An 18,468-nucleotide genomic window follows, 5' to 3' on the forward strand; every position below is an offset into this window, starting at 1 on the left:
GTATCACCTTTTTATTTTTTAGGATGATGGAAATGTTGGCATTTTATACAACGTTTTTATTATTGGTATTCAAAACATAGCTGAATTAGAGGAACTCAGGCTAAGTACACCGCGTTGTGCGGCAACACCTGAGTGACCAACATCATGTTGGCCCAAGCCTCGGCGGATAGTATAAATTTTTTAGGATTGCAGTTCACTTAATGTACATATTTTCCTTATTTCGATACAATACAAAACAAGGAGAGTGAGTCAAATGAAAATTGAAGTTTGGTCAGATTATGTATGTCCGTTTTGTTATATCGGTAAAAGACAATTAGAAATCGCGTTGCAACAAACAGGTTATGAACAGGCGGTAGAGATTGAATATAAAAGTTATTTATTAGATCCAAATACTCCTGTGGATGCTGCAGGATCAGTGTATGATGATTTACAGCAAAAATATAATATGTCATTAGAAGAAGTAAAAAATATGGGAGACAACGTTGCGGAACGTGCAAAAAGTGTAGGGTTAGATTACAATTTTGCCGATATGAAAACAGCAAACACTGTGAAAGCGCATCGTTTAGCGAAGTGGGCAGAGGTAGAAGGAAAAGGGAAAGAATTTACAGAGCTTGTGCTAAAAGCGTATTTCCTAGAAGGGCAAGCAATCGGCAATACCGATGTTTTATTAGCTCTTGTGGAAAAGACAGGTTTATCGACAGACGGTGCGAAGGCTATTATAGAGGGCAAACAATTTGAAGAAGAAGTGCATCAAGACATTGCCATTGCACAGCAGCTAGGTGTGCGCGGCGTACCATTCTTTGTGATTGATAATAAATACGGTATTGCTGGAGCGCAACCGCAAGAAGTTTTTGAGCAAACGATTGAAAAGGCAGCACAAGAAGCCGGCTTAAGAAAACCTTTAAACATGCAGGGTGAGAATGGTCCGACTTGCACGGATGATTCTTGTGAAATTTAGTTTGTTTCATTAAAGGGTCCCAATAACTACTAAAATATCGGAAAGCAGGCATTGTCGTATATTACGGCAATGCCTGCTTGACTAAATGTCGTAGTATAAATCATTTCATCCTAAAGTATGAAGTAAATCTAGTTGATTTTTTACGCATAGTTGTATATTATAATAAAGTACCTCGGAATCGAGATATATAAAATTAGGATAATTAAGGGGAGTTAATATAGTATGACAAACGTATTAGTAATTAAAGCAAACAACCGCCCAGATGGCGTATCAACAAAAATGTATGAAACATTCATGGCAGAGGCTTCAAAAGTAGAAGGTTTAACACTTTCAACTTTTGACGTATTTGAAGAAAACTTAGAGTACTTCGGTCAAGAATTATTCAACGCATTTGGTAAAGCGCAAAACGGTGAAGCATTAACAGCTCGTGAGCAAGCTTCAATCGATTCATTAAACAAATCTCGTGAAGCATTAACAGCTGCTGATTTAGTAGTATTTGCTTTCCCATTATGGAACTTAACAATTCCTGCTGCATTACAATCATTTATTGATTACACTTACAGCGCAGGTTATTCATTCAAATATGATGAGAATGGTAACTTAGTAAGCTTAATGACAGATAAAAAATATATCGTATTATCAGCTCGTGGTGGTATTTACTCAACACCAGAAACAGCTCCAATGGAAATGGCTGCAACATACATTAACACAGTAATCGCTGGCGTATATGGTATGACAAAAGTGGGCGAAGTAATTATCGAAGGCCACAATGCAAACCCAGCAGAAGCTGCAAACATTATCGAAGCAGGCTTAGCGCAAGTTAAAGAAGTTGCACAAACTTTAGCTACAGTTACAGCTTAATTGTAATATGAAAAAGCTTCTCGCAATTTGCGAGAAGCTTTTCTTATTGACAGGATTTTATACGTTTAATTTTTGTCGGTCAAATGAAATAAAACGATTTCCTTGGAAAGCTAATACCCCTAAATCCTTCTCAACAAGCTGCCCGAATTGCTCACCTTTGACTTCAAACTCCATCCGATCGCCACTTTGCACTTCAAATGTGACAAAGTAAGTCGTATAGGAGCGGTCGCCTTGAACAGTAGTTCTTTTCGTTACTACTTGTGCAGGGACAGACAACAGTGGAGAATTATTGTTCTTTATGCCCTGTTTGATGTTAGAAAATACACTATAAATAATAATTCCAAATACTGTAATGAAACCGAGCGGAACAATTATAGAAATAATTGAAGAAAATCCATCGTTGTAATACATATAAACCATCCTTTTCCTCTTAAAATTACAAAGGATTTAATTCCAATTCAATATTGATTTGGACATTTTCACCGATTAAAACCCCGCCCGACTCAAGTGCAGCATTGTACGTTAAGTTGAAGTTTTTACGATTCAGAAGTGTTGAACATGAGAAGCCGTAAGCATCTGTATTCCATGGGCTTTTAACATGACCGGTATAAACGACATCAAAAACAACTTCTTTTGTAAGGTTTTTAATTGTTAAATCGCCAATCAGTTTAAAATTTGCCTTGTCACCTTCAGTTACTGTTTTTATAAACGTAATTTTAGGGTAACGATCGGCATCGAAAAAATCAGCAGAAATCAGATGATGGTCACGTGAATCATCGCGTGTATTAATACTTGCAACATCCAGGTCAAAGCGAATTTCAGCATTTTTAAAATCTTCTATTTGCTCCAGCTGTACATGACCAGAAAACGAATCAAATCCCCCGTGAATTTTTGAAATCATCATATGTTTGATGGAAAAGTTAATAGACGAATGTGTGAAGTCAATAGCATATGTAGTCATGTTATATCCCCCTAGATAGTTCAAACTGTTTTATATGTTTATCATAAAATAGATGGATATTAATTACAATAGTTGTAAGTAAGCTACTTACTTTTCGTAATTGAAGTAAAGTGTTAAAATAAAATAAGGAAATTATACATGTTACTAAATTATATTGTATAGAATGAAAATATAGAGGTGAAAAACGTGAAAGAAACAGCATTATGCCCACGTTTATCAAAAGCGATGGAGCTTGTAGGAAAGCGATGGACGGCATTAATTATTTATCAATTATTAGAAGGACCACAACGTTTCAATGCGATTGAATCCTCATTGCCGATTAGTGGTCGCTTACTGTCAGAACGCCTGAAAGAGTTAGAAAAGGAAGGCATTGTAGAGCGCAATGTTTTTTCTGAAGTCCCAATTCGAGTAGAGTATTCATTAACTGAAAAAGGACACTCGCTTGAGCAAGTTGTAAGGGAAATTGAGGAATGGTCGAAAAAGTGGTTGTAGTGACGTATTTTTACTTGTAAAAAGCACGGTAAAAACAGATACTAAAGGGGTACTGAGCTTTAGCAAGAAAGGAAATGGCATTAATGACATTGAAACAATGGGAACTAGATTTAGCACAGTGGGTTCAACCACATAATATAAGACGAAATGAATCGTTAAAAAAATATACGATGACCAAACTTGGCGGTAAAGCAGATTTATTTGTTTTACCTGCAACAGAGGAGCAAGCAGCAGCAGTTGTTAAGTATGCATATGAACATAAAATTCCATTATTGATGCTGGGCAACGGTTCGAATATGGTTGTTCGTGATGGTGGTATTCGTGGCATTGTAATACATTTTGCCTTATTAAATGAAGTCCGTATTGAGGGCAATCATGTATTTGTGCAAAGTGGGGCACTGATTAAAGAAGTATCTAAAATGGTAGCGGCCCAAAGTTTGACAGGTTTTGAATTTGCTTGTGGTATTCCGGGTTCAATCGGAGGAGCGATGGCAATGAATGCCGGGGCATACGGCGGCGAAGTGAAAGATATTGTTACTTCTTGCACGGTGCTCACACCAGAGGGCGAGCAAATCGTTTTAACGAATGAGCAACTTGAGCTTACTTATCGAAAAAGTATTATCGCGAAAAAAGGCTATTATGTACTTTCGGCAACGTTCCAATTAACAAGTGGTGATCAGCAAGAAATTGATGCCAAAATAGCAGATTTGACGCATCAACGTGAATCGAAACAGCCGTTAGAATATCCATCTGCTGGCAGTGTATTTAAACGTCCACCAGGCTATTTTGCTGGAAAACTGATACAAGACAGTGATCTACAGGGTAAAGGTGTTGGTGGAGCGGAAGTGTCTACAAAACATGCGGGCTTTATTGTTAATAAAGATAATGCATCAGCAACCGACTATATCGAAACAATTAAAATGGTGCAAAAAGTTGTGAAGGAAAAATTTAATGTAGATCTTGAGATGGAAGTTAAAATCGTCGGCGAGGACTAATAAAGAGGGCACTTACGTTTATACGAAAGTGCCTTCTTTTTAATTGAATCGATTGAAATGAAAGGAAGAGGGAAATGAAATTTATTTCGTGGAATGTAAATGGCATACGTGCGTGTGTGAAAAAAGGGTTTTTGGATTATTTTATGGAAATGGATGCAGACTTCTTTTGCATACAAGAGACAAAATGCCAAGCAGGACAAATTGAATTACAACTAGAGGGCTATTTTCAGTACTGGAATTATGCACAGAAAAAAGGGTACTCAGGAACAGCTATATTTACAAAGCATGAGCCTTTAAATGTTTATTATGGTATAGGAGAAGATGGCTCTGAAGCAGAAGGACGAATTATTACATTAGAATACGAAAATTATTACGTAGTAAATGTGTATACACCTAATGCACAGCGTGATTTGGCACGACTGGATTTTCGACTTCAATGGGAGGACAAGCTTGCACTATATTTGAAGGACCTTGATGCGAAAAAGCCCGTCATCTATTGTGGAGATTTGAATGTTGCGCACGAAGAGATTGATATTAAAAATGCGAAATCAAATAAAGGCAACTCGGGTTTTACAATGGAAGAGCGCGGGAAAATGACAGATTTATTGACGAGTGGCTTCACTGATACATTTCGACATTGTCACCCGTATGAAACGGATCATTTTACGTGGTGGTCGTACATGAATAGTGTGCGCGAAAGAAACATCGGTTGGCGTATCGATTATTTCATCCTATCGAATCGATGGGTAGAAAATATTATAGAAGCAAGTATTCATTCTCAAGTGTTAGGAAGCGACCATTGCCCGATTTTACTAAAACTAAATGAAATTAGAGATAAATAGATTTGCAGGATTTTGTCAACATATGTGGAAATGAATATTAAGTGATATTCAGAATGATTACATAGACAAAAGGGGTGGATGAAATGGCACGACAGGCGACAAAGCCAAAAAAACGTAAATTATTAAAAATAGCAATGTGGATAATTGGAATCCTCATTATTATCGGTAGTGCTGCAGTAGCGGGGTTACAAATATATCTTTCGCAATCAAAGCCGTTAATAAAAGGGGAAGCGGTTGTTTCGATTTTGGAAAGTGATGTAAAGGTAACGCGTGACGAGGTAGGGGTTCCGCATATCGAAGCGCAATCTGATGCGGATTTATATCGTGCGCAAGGCTATGTACAAGCACAGGATCGCTTATTTCAAATGGATTTAGCGCGACGTCAAGCAAGCGGTAATTTAGCTGAAGTTATTGGAGAATCTGCGGTAAATACCGATAAATATTTCCGTACATTTAGTTTACGTCATGCAGCAGAGCTTTCTTGGGATGGCTATGATGCCGATTCTAAACAAACTTTAGAGTGGTTCGCGGAAGGGGTTAATGCTTTCATTGATGAAGTAAAGGGAACGAGCAAGCTATCCTATGAATTCAAGGTGCTTGGTTATACACCAGAGCCATGGACACCAATGGATTCTTTAACAATCGGTAAGTATATGGCGTATGATTTAGGAGGCAACTGGAATCAGCAAGCGTTCCGTTCATGGGCATTGCAAAACTATCCACAAGAGCAAGCAGAAGAATTATTTGTGGAATATCCTGAGAATGCAAAATCAATTATTGAAGCCAATTTAAATATAAAAACAAATGTGGCAACAGCCTTTACGGCGGATTATTTACCGCCAGAATTTAATGGCAGTAATAACTGGGTCGTTTCAGGTGACCTCACAGAATCAGGAAAACCGTTGCTTGCGGATGATCCTCATTTAGGATTAAGCACACCGTCTATTTGGTATCAAATGCATTTACAATCACCGGAGCAAAATGTAAGTGGTGTTATTTTCGCTGGGATTCCAGGCATTATTTTAGGACATAATGAAGAAATCGCTTGGGGTGTAACGAATGTAAATCCTGATGTCCAGGATTTATATATTGAAACGCCAAACCCAGAAAATCCATATCAATTTAAATATGATGGACAATGGGAAGATGCGACTGTCCGCCCAGAGCCGATAAAAGTAAAAGGTGGGCAAACGATTGATTTCGAAGTAGTAGAAACGAGACATGGGCCAATCATTTCAAACATTATTACAAAAGAAACAGAAGTAAAAGAAATGTTCTCGATGCAATGGACAGCATTGCAATCCACACAAGAATTAAAAGCAGTTATGGGCTTTAATAAAGCGTCGAATTGGGATGAATTTGAGCTCGCTTTAGAAGATTTTAAAGCGCCAGCTCAAAACTTTGTATTTGCTTCAACAGATGGAAAAATCGCTTATAAAGCAAATGGTTTAGTGCCAATTCGTAAGCAGGGTACAGGTGCGCTACCAGTACCAGGTGATTCCTCTGCCTATGGTTGGGAAAGCTATATTCCGTTTAATGAATTACCAACAGTGATTGATCCACAACAAGGCTTTATCGCAACGGCAAATAACGAGATTATCGGAAAGGAATATCCGTATCATCTGTCAAATCTTTGGGCACAACCATATCGTTATGAGCGCATTGTAGAAATGATTGTGGATGAAAAAGCAAACAAGCAAATAAAACTAACAGCAGAAGATATGAAAAATATGCAGATGGATAAGAAAAACTTACATGCTGTAGAATTTTTACCAAGCTTTTTAGAAACGATTAAAGCGCAAGATTCAGAAGGTAAATATAAAGAGGAAATTGCGTTGTTAGAACAGTGGGAGTACTATGATAATCAAGATCAAGGGGCACCACTTATTTATCACTTCTTATATGAAAATATGAAAAACACATTGTTTGCAGATGCGATGCCAGCAGATATATTTAAAATGATGCCAGCAAAAGCGCAAATTACAAATGATATGTTGCAAGATGCGTATGCTGGGAACCCAGGTGTTTGGATTACGGATGAGGGCGGTTTAGATGCGTTTGTGTACACTGCATTCGAAGAGGCTGTTGCGAAAATTCAAGATAAGTTTGGAAAGTCCGTTTCAAAATGGCAATGGGGTAGCTACAGTCAGCTAACGTTTAACCACCCATTATCAAGTGCCTCGGATTTAATAGCGAGCTACTTAAATCCCAAAAAGGTACCAGTAGGTGGATCGAGTGTTACGGTTCAAGCAGCTGCTGAAGATGGGAAAGGTAATGTGACTCATGGAGCGTCATGGCGTTTCGTAGCAGATTTACAAAATTTATCTACAGCTGAGCACATAGTAGGACCTGGTCAAAGCGGTCACGTAAAATCAAAATGGTATGATAATCAAGTGTCTGACTGGGTATCTGGGGATTACCATAAAACCAAAATTAACGGTGAAATCGACAAAGGCTATGAACTTGTATTAAAAGCACAGTAAAAAAATTACTATGAAAAAGGGTATTTCGACTTTATGTTGAAATACCCTTTTTTATTGGAATGTGTGTTTCCTAGGCCCCCAGCCAGTCAAACACAAACACATTTAAATATTTATAAAAAAATGCTCCAATTACCCCAAACATTCAAACGCCTATTTGAATAAGATGTATCAGTAAGTTATAATACAATCAAACAAACATTTGAATGAGGTGATGAAGTGACAAAGGAAACGTGTGAAGTAGTTACGATTAATGAAGAGGCAGTACAACGTGTGCAACAACAAATGCCTGAGCTTTCAAAAGTTGCCCAATTTTTAAAAGCCCTAGCAGACGAAACACGCTTAAAAATTGCGTACGCTTTAACGATAGAAAAACGATTGTGCGTATGTGACGTTGCGGCGATTATTGGCTCAAGTACAGCGACTGCTTCCCATCATTTACGCTATTTAAAAGAGCATGCTTTAGCAAAATCGACACGTGAAGGAAAATTGATGTATTACTCATTGGCGGATGACCATGTTTATCAAATCGTAACAATTGCATATGAACATTCAAGGGAGTGAATAGGATGGCGCAAAAGACGGAACAATTTCGGTTAGAAAATTTATCTTGTGCGAATTGTGCAGCGAAATTTGAACGGAATATACGTGAAATTTCTACTGTGGAAGAGGTGCAACTCAATTTTGGTGCAGCAAAGTTAACTGTTACAGGTGATGTAACGGTTGCGCAGCTTGAAGAGGCTGGAGCATTTGATGGTATAAAAGTAGCTTTAGCAAATGAACGAAAAAAGGTTAATTCGATTCCATTTTACAAGCGAAAAGAAAATCTATTAGCTGCCTTTTCACTTGTCTTTGTATTCTTTGGTTTGATTGCGAGCTTTACAAAAGGGGAAGGGCATTTACTGGCGAATAGCTTGTTTGCCATTGCAATTGTTGTAGGTGGGCTCCCGATTTTTAAAACAGGTATGAACAATTTACGAAATTTCGAGTTTGATATGAAAACGTTAATGACGATTGCTATTATTGGTGCGGCTATAATTGGAGAATGGCAAGAAGCAGCGATTGTAGTATTTTTATTTGCAGTGAGTGAAGCGTTGGAAGCGTATTCTATGAACAAAGCGCGTCAATCCATTTCACAGCTGATTGATATTGCACCCCCTACTGCACTTATTAAGCGAGCACATGGCGAACATTTTCATGAGATGGAAGTGGCGACGGAAGATATTCAAATTGGCGATATTTTAATCGTCAAGCCAGGACAAAAAATTGCAATGGACGGGATTGTTATCGAGGGCGTTTCGACGGTTAATCAGTCGGCTATTACAGGGGAGTCCATTCCTGTAACGAAAACAGTGGAAGATACAGTATTTGCAGGCACGCTAAATGAAGAAGGTGCGCTTGAAATAAAAGTGACAAAGCGTGTAGAAGATACTACAATCGCAAAAATTATTCATTTAGTTGAAGAAGCTCAAGCTGAAAAAGCCCCTTCACAAAAATTTGTCGATCGTTTTGCCAAATATTATACCCCAGCTATTATGTTAGGCGCGTTATTAGTGGCGGTTGTTCCAGGGTTTATAACGGGTGATTGGCAACATTGGATTTATCAAGGGCTTGCGGTATTAGTTGTAGGCTGTCCTTGTGCGTTAATTATTTCAACTCCTGTGGCGATTGTTACGGCCATTGGGAATGCAGCTAAACAGGGCGTATTGATTAAAGGTGGCGCGTATTTAGAAGAGCTTGGCCGTATTCAAGCGGTAGCATTTGATAAAACGGGTACATTAACAAAAGGCCAGCCAGAAGTTGTGGCAGTTTTAGCAGAAGAGGGTCAAAACGAGCAGCAATTATTAGCGCAAATTGCAGCAGTAGAGAAAAAATCACAACACCCATTAGCACGCGCTATTCTTTCAAAAGCATTTGAGCAAAAGGTCCATATCCCAAGCGTAGAAGATTTCCAATCGGTAACGGGGAAAGGGGCTTATGCGAGCGTTGATGGACAAAAGATTTATGTAGGAAGCGTTAAATGGATTCAAACACTCGTACCAATTTCAGAAAAATTACATCAAACAATCGAAAAATTGGCATCAGAAGGAAAGTCCGTCATTATAGCAGCGAATGAAACAGAGCTACTTGGTGTCCTTGCCATTGCAGATCAAGTGCGTGACGAAAGTAAAGAAGTGATCAAAGTGCTCCATGAAAATAAAATTCGTCATACAGTAATGCTCACAGGGGATGCATCTCAAACGGCACAAAAGATTGCTGAGGAACTAGGCATAGATGATGTGCGCGCCAATTTATTGCCAGAAAATAAATTGCAAGCAATGAAAGAATTACAACAACAGTACGGCGCGGTTGCAATGATTGGTGATGGTGTCAATGATGCACCTGCATTAGCAGCAGCCAATATCGGTATTGCAATGGGTGGTGCAGGAACGGATGCAGCTTTAGAAACCGCTCAAGTAGTGTTGATGAGTGATGATTTAACAAAGCTTCCTTATACGATAAATTTAAGTAAAAAAACAGTAACCATTATTAAACAAAATATTATTTTTGCCTTAGGTTTAAAAGTGATTGCTTTACTATTAGTAATCCCAGGTTGGCTGACATTATGGATTGCGATATTTGCTGATATGGGTGCAACTTTACTCGTTATTTTAAATTCACTACGATTATTAAAAATGAAATAGGGTAAATATTCTAAAATCACGTTTATCACACGAATAATTATGCTGAAACTAGAAAATAATAACGATTAGGAACGGAATAATTGAGTTATTTCAATGTACGGTATATGATTAGGAGTAACGCAAAACCAACAATTGAATGAGGCGAAAGTAAGAAATGTCGAATGGTAAATTGGTAAATGTGATGGAAGAGATTGTTCGAGGGCTTGTGAATTTTATGTTGCACGGTGTAGAGTATCAAACATTTTGTCATTGTGAGCAATGTGAAATGGATGTTAACGCGATTGCATTGAACGTGTTGCCAACAAGATATATCGTTTCACCAAAATCAAGAGACTTCGTATTTGAACAACTAAACACTCCAGAAAACCTTGAGGAAATAAACAAGCAAATTATTCGTGCGCTTCATATAGTGAATCGATATCCAAGACATTAGATAAGAGCCTTCTTCACCACCGGAGAGGGCTCTTTTACCGTTTTCAGTTAACTTTTTATGTGGAAATGTAGTAAACTTGAGATAGTTATTTGGAAAGAGGGGAACAGACTATGCCAACACCTAGTATGGAGGACCACATAGAACAAATATATTTACTCATCGATAATAAAGGATATGCCCGTGTGTCCGATATTGCGGAAGCTTTATCTGTTCTGCCTTCCTCAGTGACAAAGATGGTCCAAAAGTTAGATAAAGACGGCTATTTAATCTATGAAAAATATCGAGGGTTAACTTTAACATCAAAAGGGCAAAAATTAGGGAAGCGCCTCGTACAGCGACATGATTTATTAGAGCAGTTTTTACGACTGATTGGTGTGGATGAGGAACGTATTTATGACGATGTTGAAGGTATTGAACATCATTTAAGTTGGAACTCAATAGACAGAATTGCAGATCTTGTTCAGCTTTTAGAAGAACAGCCCGAGCTGACAAAAAAGTTAGAACAAATGAAATAAAATCATATTCAGTAATGATTGACGAGAAAAAGGAGAAGACAAATGAATCAATTAATGAAATCAGGACAAGTTGTAGATTTAACAATATTAGAAGAGCAAGGTTCACGTTATATTTTAACAAACGGTGATATCGAAATTCCGTTAAACACTTCGGATGTAGAAGAGGCATTAACAATTGGCGATAGCGTAAAGGTATTTTTATATACAGACCGTCGTGGTAGCTTGCAAGCAACAACGGTAATCCCGCATATTACAGAAGCAAATTATGGCTGGGCACGCGTATTAAAAGTGACGCAAGAAGGGGCCTTTTGTGATATTGGAACGTCTCGTGAAGTACTTTTACGCGCGGAAGATTTACCTGTAGTACAGGAAGTTTGGCCACAAGCTGGGGATCATTTGTATTTAACATTACGCACAGACCGCAATGGTGATTTATTTGGTCGCCTTATTACAGAAGAAAAAGTAAACGAAATGTATGAAGGTGCGAACGAAGAAGCATTCAATAAAAACATTGTGGCACGTCCATACCGCTTATTACCAATTGGTTCATTTTTAATTGGGGTAGAAGCGCCGTATCGCATTTTTGTACACGAATCAGAAATGAAGGCAGAGCCGCGTTTAGGTCAAGATGTTCAAGTACGTATTGTTGATGTAAAGGAAGATGGCTCATTAAATGGCTCATTACTTCCACGTAAGCACGAAAGACTAGGGGAAGATGCAGAAAAAATCTTTGCTTATTTGGAAAGTGTTGGCGGAAAAATGCCATTCCATGATAAATCAACACCTGAAGAAATTGAAGAAATGTTCAATATGAGTAAAGGTGCATTTAAGCGCGCACTTGGAACGTTAATGAAAGCTCGCAAAATCATACAACAAGACGGCTGGACAGAAATCGTTTAAGCCAACAAAAATAAAGAGAGAAAAGTAAAAGGCTAACAACATTGCAACCTTTTACTTTTTTTATTCGTACTATAAGGTAAATGCACATAGGATTAAACGTTCATTTTGAAAGGGGTATTTTAATATGAAACAAAAATGGATTGCGCTCTTTGCGGTATTTGCACTTTTACTTTCAAGTGTTTTTCCAATGTCCACATTTGCAGCGGACACAGCAACGAAAAAACCAATTGATGAAAAGCTAGGTGTACCAATCGTCGTGTACGGAAGTAATTTATCGAACGAGGAAAAGGAACATGTAAAAACGGCTTTACGGGTAGAGCAGGAATCTGAAATAGATGAAATTACAATCTCAGGACAAGATTTAGCAAAATATATTAAAGACAGTAATTCAAGCTCTCGTATGTACTCATCTGCAAAAATTACACGTCAAGATAAAGGAAAAGGGTTAACAATTAGTGTTGTTACGCCAGAAAATATTACACAAGTAACATCTGAAATGTATGCAAGTGCGATGTTAACAGCAGGAATTGAGGATGCCATTGTAGAAATTGCAGCACCAAAGCCAGTAACAGGACACTCGGCATTAGTAGGTATTTACAAAGCATATGAAGTGAAAACAGGTGAAACGTTAAATATCGAACGTACAGATGTTGCAAATGATGAGCTATCCGTTGCGACGACATTAGCAGAAACGGCTGGTGTAAGCGATGAAAAAGTGGCGGAATTATTAACAGAAATTAAAAAAGTCATTGCTGAAAATAAGCCTGCTACAAAAGAAGAAGTACAAAAAATTGTAGAAGAGCAATTAGCGAAGTTCCAAATTAATTTAAGTGAACAAGATCGCCAACTGTTAGTAGATTTAATGAATCGAATTAGTAATTTGAATATCGACTTTAGTAAACTATCAAGCCAACTTTCAGATTTGAGTTCAAAGTTTGAAGAAAAATTCGGAGCTATTTTAGAAGATGAAGGCTTTTGGCAAAGTGTAAAAAACTTCTTTAGCAATTTAATCGATACGCTTTCTTCTTGGTTTGCGAAAGAATAAATGAATCAATTAAGCCCTGGTATAATTGTATCCAGATTTTTTTCGAGTGAGTTTTAAAAACTTCCTCAGAAATCTGTGACTCTACCAGGGTTTTTGTTTTTTATAATATTCAGAATTATGCTATATTGGATTTACAAAGAGGAGGGATAGTATGGAATTTAAATTGAATAAATCAAGTAATGGTCATGGGGCATTTGAGTATGAGCTAGACGGACAACGTGTAGCAGAAATTACTTGGGCAGAACACAACGGGATCATGTCAATAGACCACACATACGTATCTAACGTGTTACGAGGTCAAGGGGTAGCTAAAAAGCTATTAGATGAAGCGGCAAACTATGCACGAAAAGAGCAGTTGAAAGTAAATGCTGTTTGCTCATATGTTGTCTCTGCATTCGAAAAAAGCAATGAGTATGACGATATAAAAGTTTAGGAAATAATGAAATACACTAACTATAAAGGATAGCTACTCACAAATATGTTGCGTGAGTAGCTATCTTTTTTTTCGTATTTACATCGTTGTCAGAAATGAAATAAGGGCAGTGATAACAAGTGCTACACCGAAAAGAGCGGAAATTTCCATCCACTCAAAACCGATTTCTTTATTTTGGAACATATCCATCACTCCTTTTCGATAATACTAATAGTCTACCCAAAAATACCTTAAATAAAACAGATGTATTCAAGACATACTATAAATACTTGAAATTTTTACGATAAAATTTCAAGAAGAAGAGATTATTTATTTAGGCATTAAATGTTTTAATTATGGTGTTTAGGGGAAAAATACAATAAGGTAATTATTTTTGGGGAGGAATGCTTAATGGCAAAATTAAAAGGTAAAGGCGTTGTTTTAGCAGGTTTAGTTGCTGGAGTGGCCTCTATGTTAAGTAAAAAGGAAAACCGTGACAAAGCAATGGAATTATTAAATGATGCAAAAACAAAAGCAACAAAGGTAATGGCAGATCAAAAGAAAAATTTTGGAAGTACTTCAACACAAAATAATTCTATGCGTGAAAAATTAATTGCAACAGGGGACGTAGCAGGTGATGTAGCACAAGCACCTGCAGGATCTAAACCATTAACAATTCAAGAAAACAAGTTTATCGATGAAGGCGGCGCACAAACGGCGATTGATGCATTTAATAAGCATCAAGCTTAGATAAGGTGTGACATCAAAAAAAGACACAATTCAATTGAATTGTGTCTTTTCTAAAATAAAATTAAGCTTTAACAACTTCTTTTTTCATTGTTTTGTTTTTAGCAAGATTTACGTGCCAAGAAAGAGCTTCCTCTAAGATGTGAGGAGTATGTGCTCCACCTGTTGCTTCAACTGCGCGGTTATAGTAATCGCGTAATTGCTCTTTGAAATCTGGGTGTGCACAGTTGTTAATAATTAATTCAACACGTTCTCTTGGAGCAAGCCCACGTAGGTCCGCGATACCTTGTTCTGTTACGATTACATCTACATCATGTTCCGTGTGGTCTACGTGAGAAACCATTGGTACGATTGAAGAAATCGCGCCACCTTTTGCATATGATTTCGTTACGAAGATACCAAGACGAGCGTTACGAGCGAAGTCACCAGAACCGCCGATACCGTTCATCATTTTTGTACCTGAAACGTGTGTAGAGTTTACGTTACCATAAATATCCAACTCAAGTGCCGTGTTAATAGAGATTAAACCTAAACGACGGATAATTTCTGGGTGGTTAGAAATTTCTTGTGGACGTAAGCAAATTTTATCAGCATACTTTTCTAAGTTGCCGTATACTTTTTGCTGTAATTCTTCAGTTAATGTAATTGAAGTTGCAGCAGCAAAGCGTACTTTACCTGCATCGATTAAGTTGAATACTGCATCTTGTAATACTTCAGAAGCAACAACTAAGTTTTCGAATTCAGAATCAGCGAAGCCATCTAATACAGCATTAGCAACAGATCCTACACCAGATTGTAATGGCATAAGTTCATTTGTTAAACGACCCGCTTTAATTTCAGAACGGAAGAAGTCTAATAAGATGTTTGCCATGTTTTGAGTTTCCTCATCTGGAGGAACGATTAATGAAGGCGCATCTGGCTCTTCAGAAATTACGATTGCTTGGATTTTCTCAACAGGAACGCGGATACCGATTTCACCGATACGTTGTTCAGCATTCATCATAGGGATCGCTTCACGCTTACCTTGTTCACCTGGAACGTAGATGTCGTGGATACCGATTAATGCTTCTGGGTGAGAAATATTTAATTCGATAATAATATTTTCTGCATACTCAGCAAAAATTGGTGAGTTACCAACAGAGTTTGTTGGGATAATTAAACCATCTTCAGTAATTGCAACAGCTTCTAAAATTAAGTGTTTAATTGGACCCATAATACCTTGACGTACTAACTCAGCATTGTGAGAAAGATGTGCGTCTACATATTTGATGTCGCCTTTATTGATTAAACCACGCATTACCGCGTCCCCTTGGAATGGTCCACGTTTATTAATAACACCTGCAGCAGCAAGGTAGTTATCAACTTCAGGACCTAAAGAAGCCCCTGTATATACATCAATTTTAATTTGTTCAGTTTTAGCGCGTTCAGCTAAAGCCATTGGTACAACTTTTGCATCTCCAGCGCGAGTAAATCCAGACATACCTACTACTGTGCCATCTTGAATTAAAGCAGCAGCCTCTTGTGCAGATACGATTTTATCTGCTAATTGTTTTAAACCTAAACGTTTCTCAACTCGTGGATCCATAGAAAAAATCCTCCCCTAAAAAGTTTTTTAATGGTTTTAAGCTAACAGGAAATTTTGTTGGAATTTTCTGTTTATTTTGTCAGATAACAAGCTGACAGATAAGATAATAATAACATCAAATTGTCACATTTTCTTCGCATATAACATAAAAGCGCTTAAAAAATGTATAAAAGGGAATATATACGTCTAATCGACTGTAAGTGTAAAAGTTGCGTGAAATATTTTGAGGGTTATATTGCAAATTTATACTATATGCATTGAAAAAACAATTCAAAAGTGCTATTTATCAAGAATGACCTATTAGGAAAATTAGAACTCTATCATCTTAAATGAACAGGTAATCCTATTTTTAACAATCAAAAAACGACTTGTATATCTACAAGTCGTTTTTGATATAGTAATTAGAAGCCTAAAGAACGTCTGAAGTAACTTGCATAACGTTGACTTACTGGAATACGTGTACCATCTTTCATAATTAATAAGAATGTTGAATGAGAATCTGGTTGGATCTCTTCAATAAAGTCAATATTAACAATATATGAACGATGGCATCTAATGAACGAATCTGATGCTAAGAATAATTCTAGGTCGCTTAAATTTAAGCGGTGATAGCCTTCGCGGTGCATTGTTTTTACAAATGTTTTACGAAGTTGAGTTTCAAGGTAAATGACTTCGCTGTGTTTAATTGGATACCAGCAGTCATCAATTTTTACTGTGATATAATTTGTTAAAAACGGTGATGGCTTTTGTGGGAAAATAGCAGTAATAGCCCCTTTTGTCTCGCCTTCTTCGATAAGAGGGATACTCATACCATAGTAAGGAACACCAAAAACATCAGACTCAATATAAGAATTAATTTTTTGACCATAAGCTAAAGCTTTATGAGCAGCAGAACCTTCTTTAACAGGGTCACCTGGTTTAATTTTTAGGTCAATTTTTTTGCTAGGTTGGTAGTAGAGATACTCATTTGTATCTGAGATAGCAATTGACGTATTTTCTGGGAAAAACTCTTTAATGACATCCATGATTTCTTCGATTTGTTTTGGATCCACTTCTAACACCTCTTTATAAGCATTTTAAACAATTATGAACTATTTTACTACATATTTAAAGCAATTAGGTTGGGAAGATTTATTTTACTATACAGAAAGAACAAATTCTTTCGAAAATGATTATAGTAGCATATTGTTGTATGGATATTTATTGAATAAAAGGGTGGCAAATGTATGTATATTCAGATGAAACATATAATAAATAATCGCGCTATTAGAAAAAAGAGGAAATCGATTGATATTTTGGAACTATTTGAATTGTTAAAATTAGGTTGAAAGGAAAACGTAAAATATGGTAATATTCACTATAGTTACTAAAACGTAAATAAATTATACAAAAAATAAAATATTGTAACTTAAAAATATTAATAAAATGGTAAATAATCGCTTCACTTTACATATTACATATAAATACATGGCTTTTTACTTATTCATAACATTTAAAGGTCCAATTACTTTTGATTGATAAAAAAGAGACATCACCATTCGTTACATAGCGTGGAGGGTGTTTGTCGTATGAATAACAGAATATTTATGTCTGAAGAAAGATGGGATAATCTATGCAACTACATCAACATTCAATATCTGAAACGATTTCAAAAAGGTATTTCCAAGAAATTGATACTATCAATCAATACGTGGGTATTGAGGACTTTTATGTATTGGAGTCGAAGCTCTTATTTGAGGTTTATCATTTAGAGGCGACGAAAGCAAAGAAGACATTACATGAAATTATTGATATTTTATCTGCACGTTTTGGCAAGCAGGTTATTAAAGTTGTACGTCACTACTTCATTACTATCTCATCGATTGTTGCGCGTAAATTGCTTGATAATCAAGTTCCATCGAAAAAAGCATTTGCATTTAATGTAGCTTGCGCAGATATGATTGAAAATTCAATGAAAGATGCTGAATTTTTACAATTCGCAGATGATCTAATTGATTTTTATGTGTATTTTATTGCAGATCGTAAGCAGCCTACATTCCGTCATCAAACGGTTAATAAGGTAATTATGTATATTAATGATGAGCTTGAAAACGATTTAACAGTTGAGAGCATTGCCGCGAATTTTCATATTAGTACAAGTCATTTATCACGTATATTCCGTGAACATGTGGGCATTACATTAGTAGAGTATTTAAATGTTCGTCGAGTGGAAGAGTCTCAATATTATTTGCGTCATACAAATAAGGGGATTACGTCTATTTCTGAACAATTCCACTTCTGTAATCAGAGCTATTTCACGCGAATTTTCAAAAAGTATACGGGTGTAACGCCGAAGCATTTCCGTGATGAGCTTCACCATGAATTTTATCGTTTTGAAATGATGGAAATCGAGTATGAGAATGTATAAAATAGAGGGCTTAGTACAAGATTAACAATATGTTTATTTGTAAATCAATTAATTTGGAAAATAGAAATATAAACCTTATAGATTCTGCGCTACAAACTAGTTGTGAAGGCAATTCTGTGCCCGAAATCAACAAATTGTGAGTGCAGTTTTT

The 18,468-nt window shown here is 36.7% G+C and carries 19 protein-coding genes; 15 read left to right on the forward strand and 4 right to left on the reverse strand.

Features of this window, described 5'->3' with window-relative positions:
- The first annotated feature begins 253 nt into the window (after positions 1 to 253).
- Together ACQKIH_RS12310 and ACQKIH_RS12315 are read left to right on the forward strand one after the other, a co-directional pair.
- Complete coding sequence (locus tag ACQKIH_RS12310; protein WP_427766400.1) at positions 254 to 958, forward strand: DsbA family oxidoreductase; 705 nt, start codon at positions 254 to 256, stop codon at positions 956 to 958.
- 222 nt (positions 959 to 1,180) lie between these two features.
- Positions 1,181 to 1,819, forward strand: a complete 639-nt coding sequence (locus tag ACQKIH_RS12315) for an FMN-dependent NADH-azoreductase (RefSeq protein WP_427766403.1) — start codon at positions 1,181 to 1,183, stop codon at positions 1,817 to 1,819.
- A 57-nt stretch (positions 1,820 to 1,876) separates the two neighbouring features.
- Here ACQKIH_RS12315 and ACQKIH_RS12320 read toward each other — a convergent pair whose 3' ends face one another.
- The gene (locus ACQKIH_RS12320; RefSeq protein ID WP_427766406.1) at positions 1,877 to 2,239 is read right to left on the reverse strand and encodes a DUF2500 domain-containing protein; all 363 of its coding nucleotides are present in this window, start codon (positions 2,237 to 2,239) and stop codon (positions 1,877 to 1,879) included.
- Between the two features lie 16 nt (positions 2,240 to 2,255).
- Positions 2,256 to 2,780, reverse strand: coding sequence for a YceI family protein (locus ACQKIH_RS12325; protein WP_427766408.1), 525 nt, complete (start codon positions 2,778 to 2,780; stop codon positions 2,256 to 2,258).
- A gap of 225 nt (positions 2,781 to 3,005) precedes the next feature.
- Here ACQKIH_RS12325 and ACQKIH_RS12330 point away from each other — a divergent pair, with 225 nt between their 5' ends.
- The 12 genes from ACQKIH_RS12330 to ACQKIH_RS12385 all read left to right on the forward strand — a co-directional run bounded on the left by ACQKIH_RS12330 (position 3,006) and on the right by ACQKIH_RS12385 (position 14,328).
- Positions 3,006 to 3,272: a winged helix-turn-helix transcriptional regulator gene (locus ACQKIH_RS12330; RefSeq protein ID WP_427766473.1), complete on the forward strand. Its 267-nt coding sequence runs from the start codon at positions 3,006 to 3,008 to the stop codon at positions 3,270 to 3,272.
- A gap of 83 nt (positions 3,273 to 3,355) precedes the next feature.
- Positions 3,356 to 4,267: a UDP-N-acetylmuramate dehydrogenase gene (gene murB / locus ACQKIH_RS12335; RefSeq protein WP_057986208.1), complete on the forward strand. Its 912-nt coding sequence runs from the start codon at positions 3,356 to 3,358 to the stop codon at positions 4,265 to 4,267.
- A gap of 74 nt (positions 4,268 to 4,341) precedes the next feature.
- On the forward strand, positions 4,342 to 5,109 hold the full coding sequence (locus ACQKIH_RS12340; protein ID WP_427766410.1) for an exodeoxyribonuclease III: 768 nt from the start codon (positions 4,342 to 4,344) through the stop codon (positions 5,107 to 5,109).
- 83 nt (positions 5,110 to 5,192) lie between these two features.
- On the forward strand, positions 5,193 to 7,592 hold the full coding sequence (locus ACQKIH_RS12345; protein ID WP_427766413.1) for a penicillin acylase family protein: 2,400 nt from the start codon (positions 5,193 to 5,195) through the stop codon (positions 7,590 to 7,592).
- A gap of 216 nt (positions 7,593 to 7,808) precedes the next feature.
- On the forward strand, positions 7,809 to 8,153 hold the full coding sequence (locus tag ACQKIH_RS12350) for an ArsR/SmtB family transcription factor (RefSeq protein WP_057985980.1): 345 nt from the start codon (positions 7,809 to 7,811) through the stop codon (positions 8,151 to 8,153).
- A gap of 5 nt (positions 8,154 to 8,158) precedes the next feature.
- Positions 8,159 to 10,273, forward strand: a complete 2,115-nt coding sequence (locus tag ACQKIH_RS12355) for a heavy metal translocating P-type ATPase (protein ID WP_057985978.1) — start codon at positions 8,159 to 8,161, stop codon at positions 10,271 to 10,273.
- A gap of 154 nt (positions 10,274 to 10,427) precedes the next feature.
- On the forward strand, positions 10,428 to 10,706 hold the full coding sequence (locus ACQKIH_RS12360; protein ID WP_057985976.1) for a late competence development ComFB family protein: 279 nt from the start codon (positions 10,428 to 10,430) through the stop codon (positions 10,704 to 10,706).
- A 110-nt stretch (positions 10,707 to 10,816) separates the two neighbouring features.
- Positions 10,817 to 11,221: a transcriptional regulator MntR gene (gene mntR, locus ACQKIH_RS12365; RefSeq protein ID WP_057985975.1), complete on the forward strand. Its 405-nt coding sequence runs from the start codon at positions 10,817 to 10,819 to the stop codon at positions 11,219 to 11,221.
- Positions 11,222 to 11,263: 42 nt separating this feature from the next.
- On the forward strand, positions 11,264 to 12,121 hold the full coding sequence (locus ACQKIH_RS12370) for a CvfB family protein (RefSeq protein ID WP_057985973.1): 858 nt from the start codon (positions 11,264 to 11,266) through the stop codon (positions 12,119 to 12,121).
- A 124-nt stretch (positions 12,122 to 12,245) separates the two neighbouring features.
- Positions 12,246 to 13,166 (forward strand): DUF1002 domain-containing protein, encoded by a 921-nt coding sequence (locus ACQKIH_RS12375; RefSeq protein WP_057985971.1) that lies wholly within the window; start codon positions 12,246 to 12,248, stop codon positions 13,164 to 13,166.
- A gap of 151 nt (positions 13,167 to 13,317) precedes the next feature.
- Positions 13,318 to 13,599 (forward strand): GNAT family N-acetyltransferase, encoded by a 282-nt coding sequence (locus tag ACQKIH_RS12380; RefSeq protein WP_057985969.1) that lies wholly within the window; start codon positions 13,318 to 13,320, stop codon positions 13,597 to 13,599.
- Between the two features lie 390 nt (positions 13,600 to 13,989).
- Positions 13,990 to 14,328: a hypothetical protein gene (locus tag ACQKIH_RS12385; RefSeq protein WP_057985967.1), complete on the forward strand. Its 339-nt coding sequence runs from the start codon at positions 13,990 to 13,992 to the stop codon at positions 14,326 to 14,328.
- Positions 14,329 to 14,389: 61 nt separating this feature from the next.
- On the opposite strand, the gene scpC is transcribed toward ACQKIH_RS12385, so the two are convergent.
- A complete protein-coding gene (gene scpC, locus ACQKIH_RS12390; RefSeq protein ID WP_057985964.1) occupies positions 14,390 to 15,910 on the reverse strand; it encodes a succinyl-CoA:acetate CoA-transferase ScpC in 1,521 nt (506 codons plus the stop codon).
- 401 nt (positions 15,911 to 16,311) lie between these two features.
- Complete coding sequence (locus ACQKIH_RS12395) at positions 16,312 to 16,962, reverse strand: LytTR family DNA-binding domain-containing protein (protein WP_057985962.1); 651 nt, start codon at positions 16,960 to 16,962, stop codon at positions 16,312 to 16,314.
- A 560-nt stretch (positions 16,963 to 17,522) separates the two neighbouring features.
- Here ACQKIH_RS12395 and ACQKIH_RS12400 point away from each other — a divergent pair.
- The gene (locus ACQKIH_RS12400; protein ID WP_427766420.1) at positions 17,523 to 18,317 is read left to right on the forward strand and encodes a helix-turn-helix transcriptional regulator; all 795 of its coding nucleotides are present in this window, start codon (positions 17,523 to 17,525) and stop codon (positions 18,315 to 18,317) included.
- Positions 18,318 to 18,468 lie beyond the last annotated feature (151 nt).

Source organism: Solibacillus cecembensis (assembly GCF_050272495.1).
GTDB classification, from domain to species: Bacteria; Bacillota; Bacilli; order Bacillales_A; family Planococcaceae; genus Solibacillus; species Solibacillus cecembensis.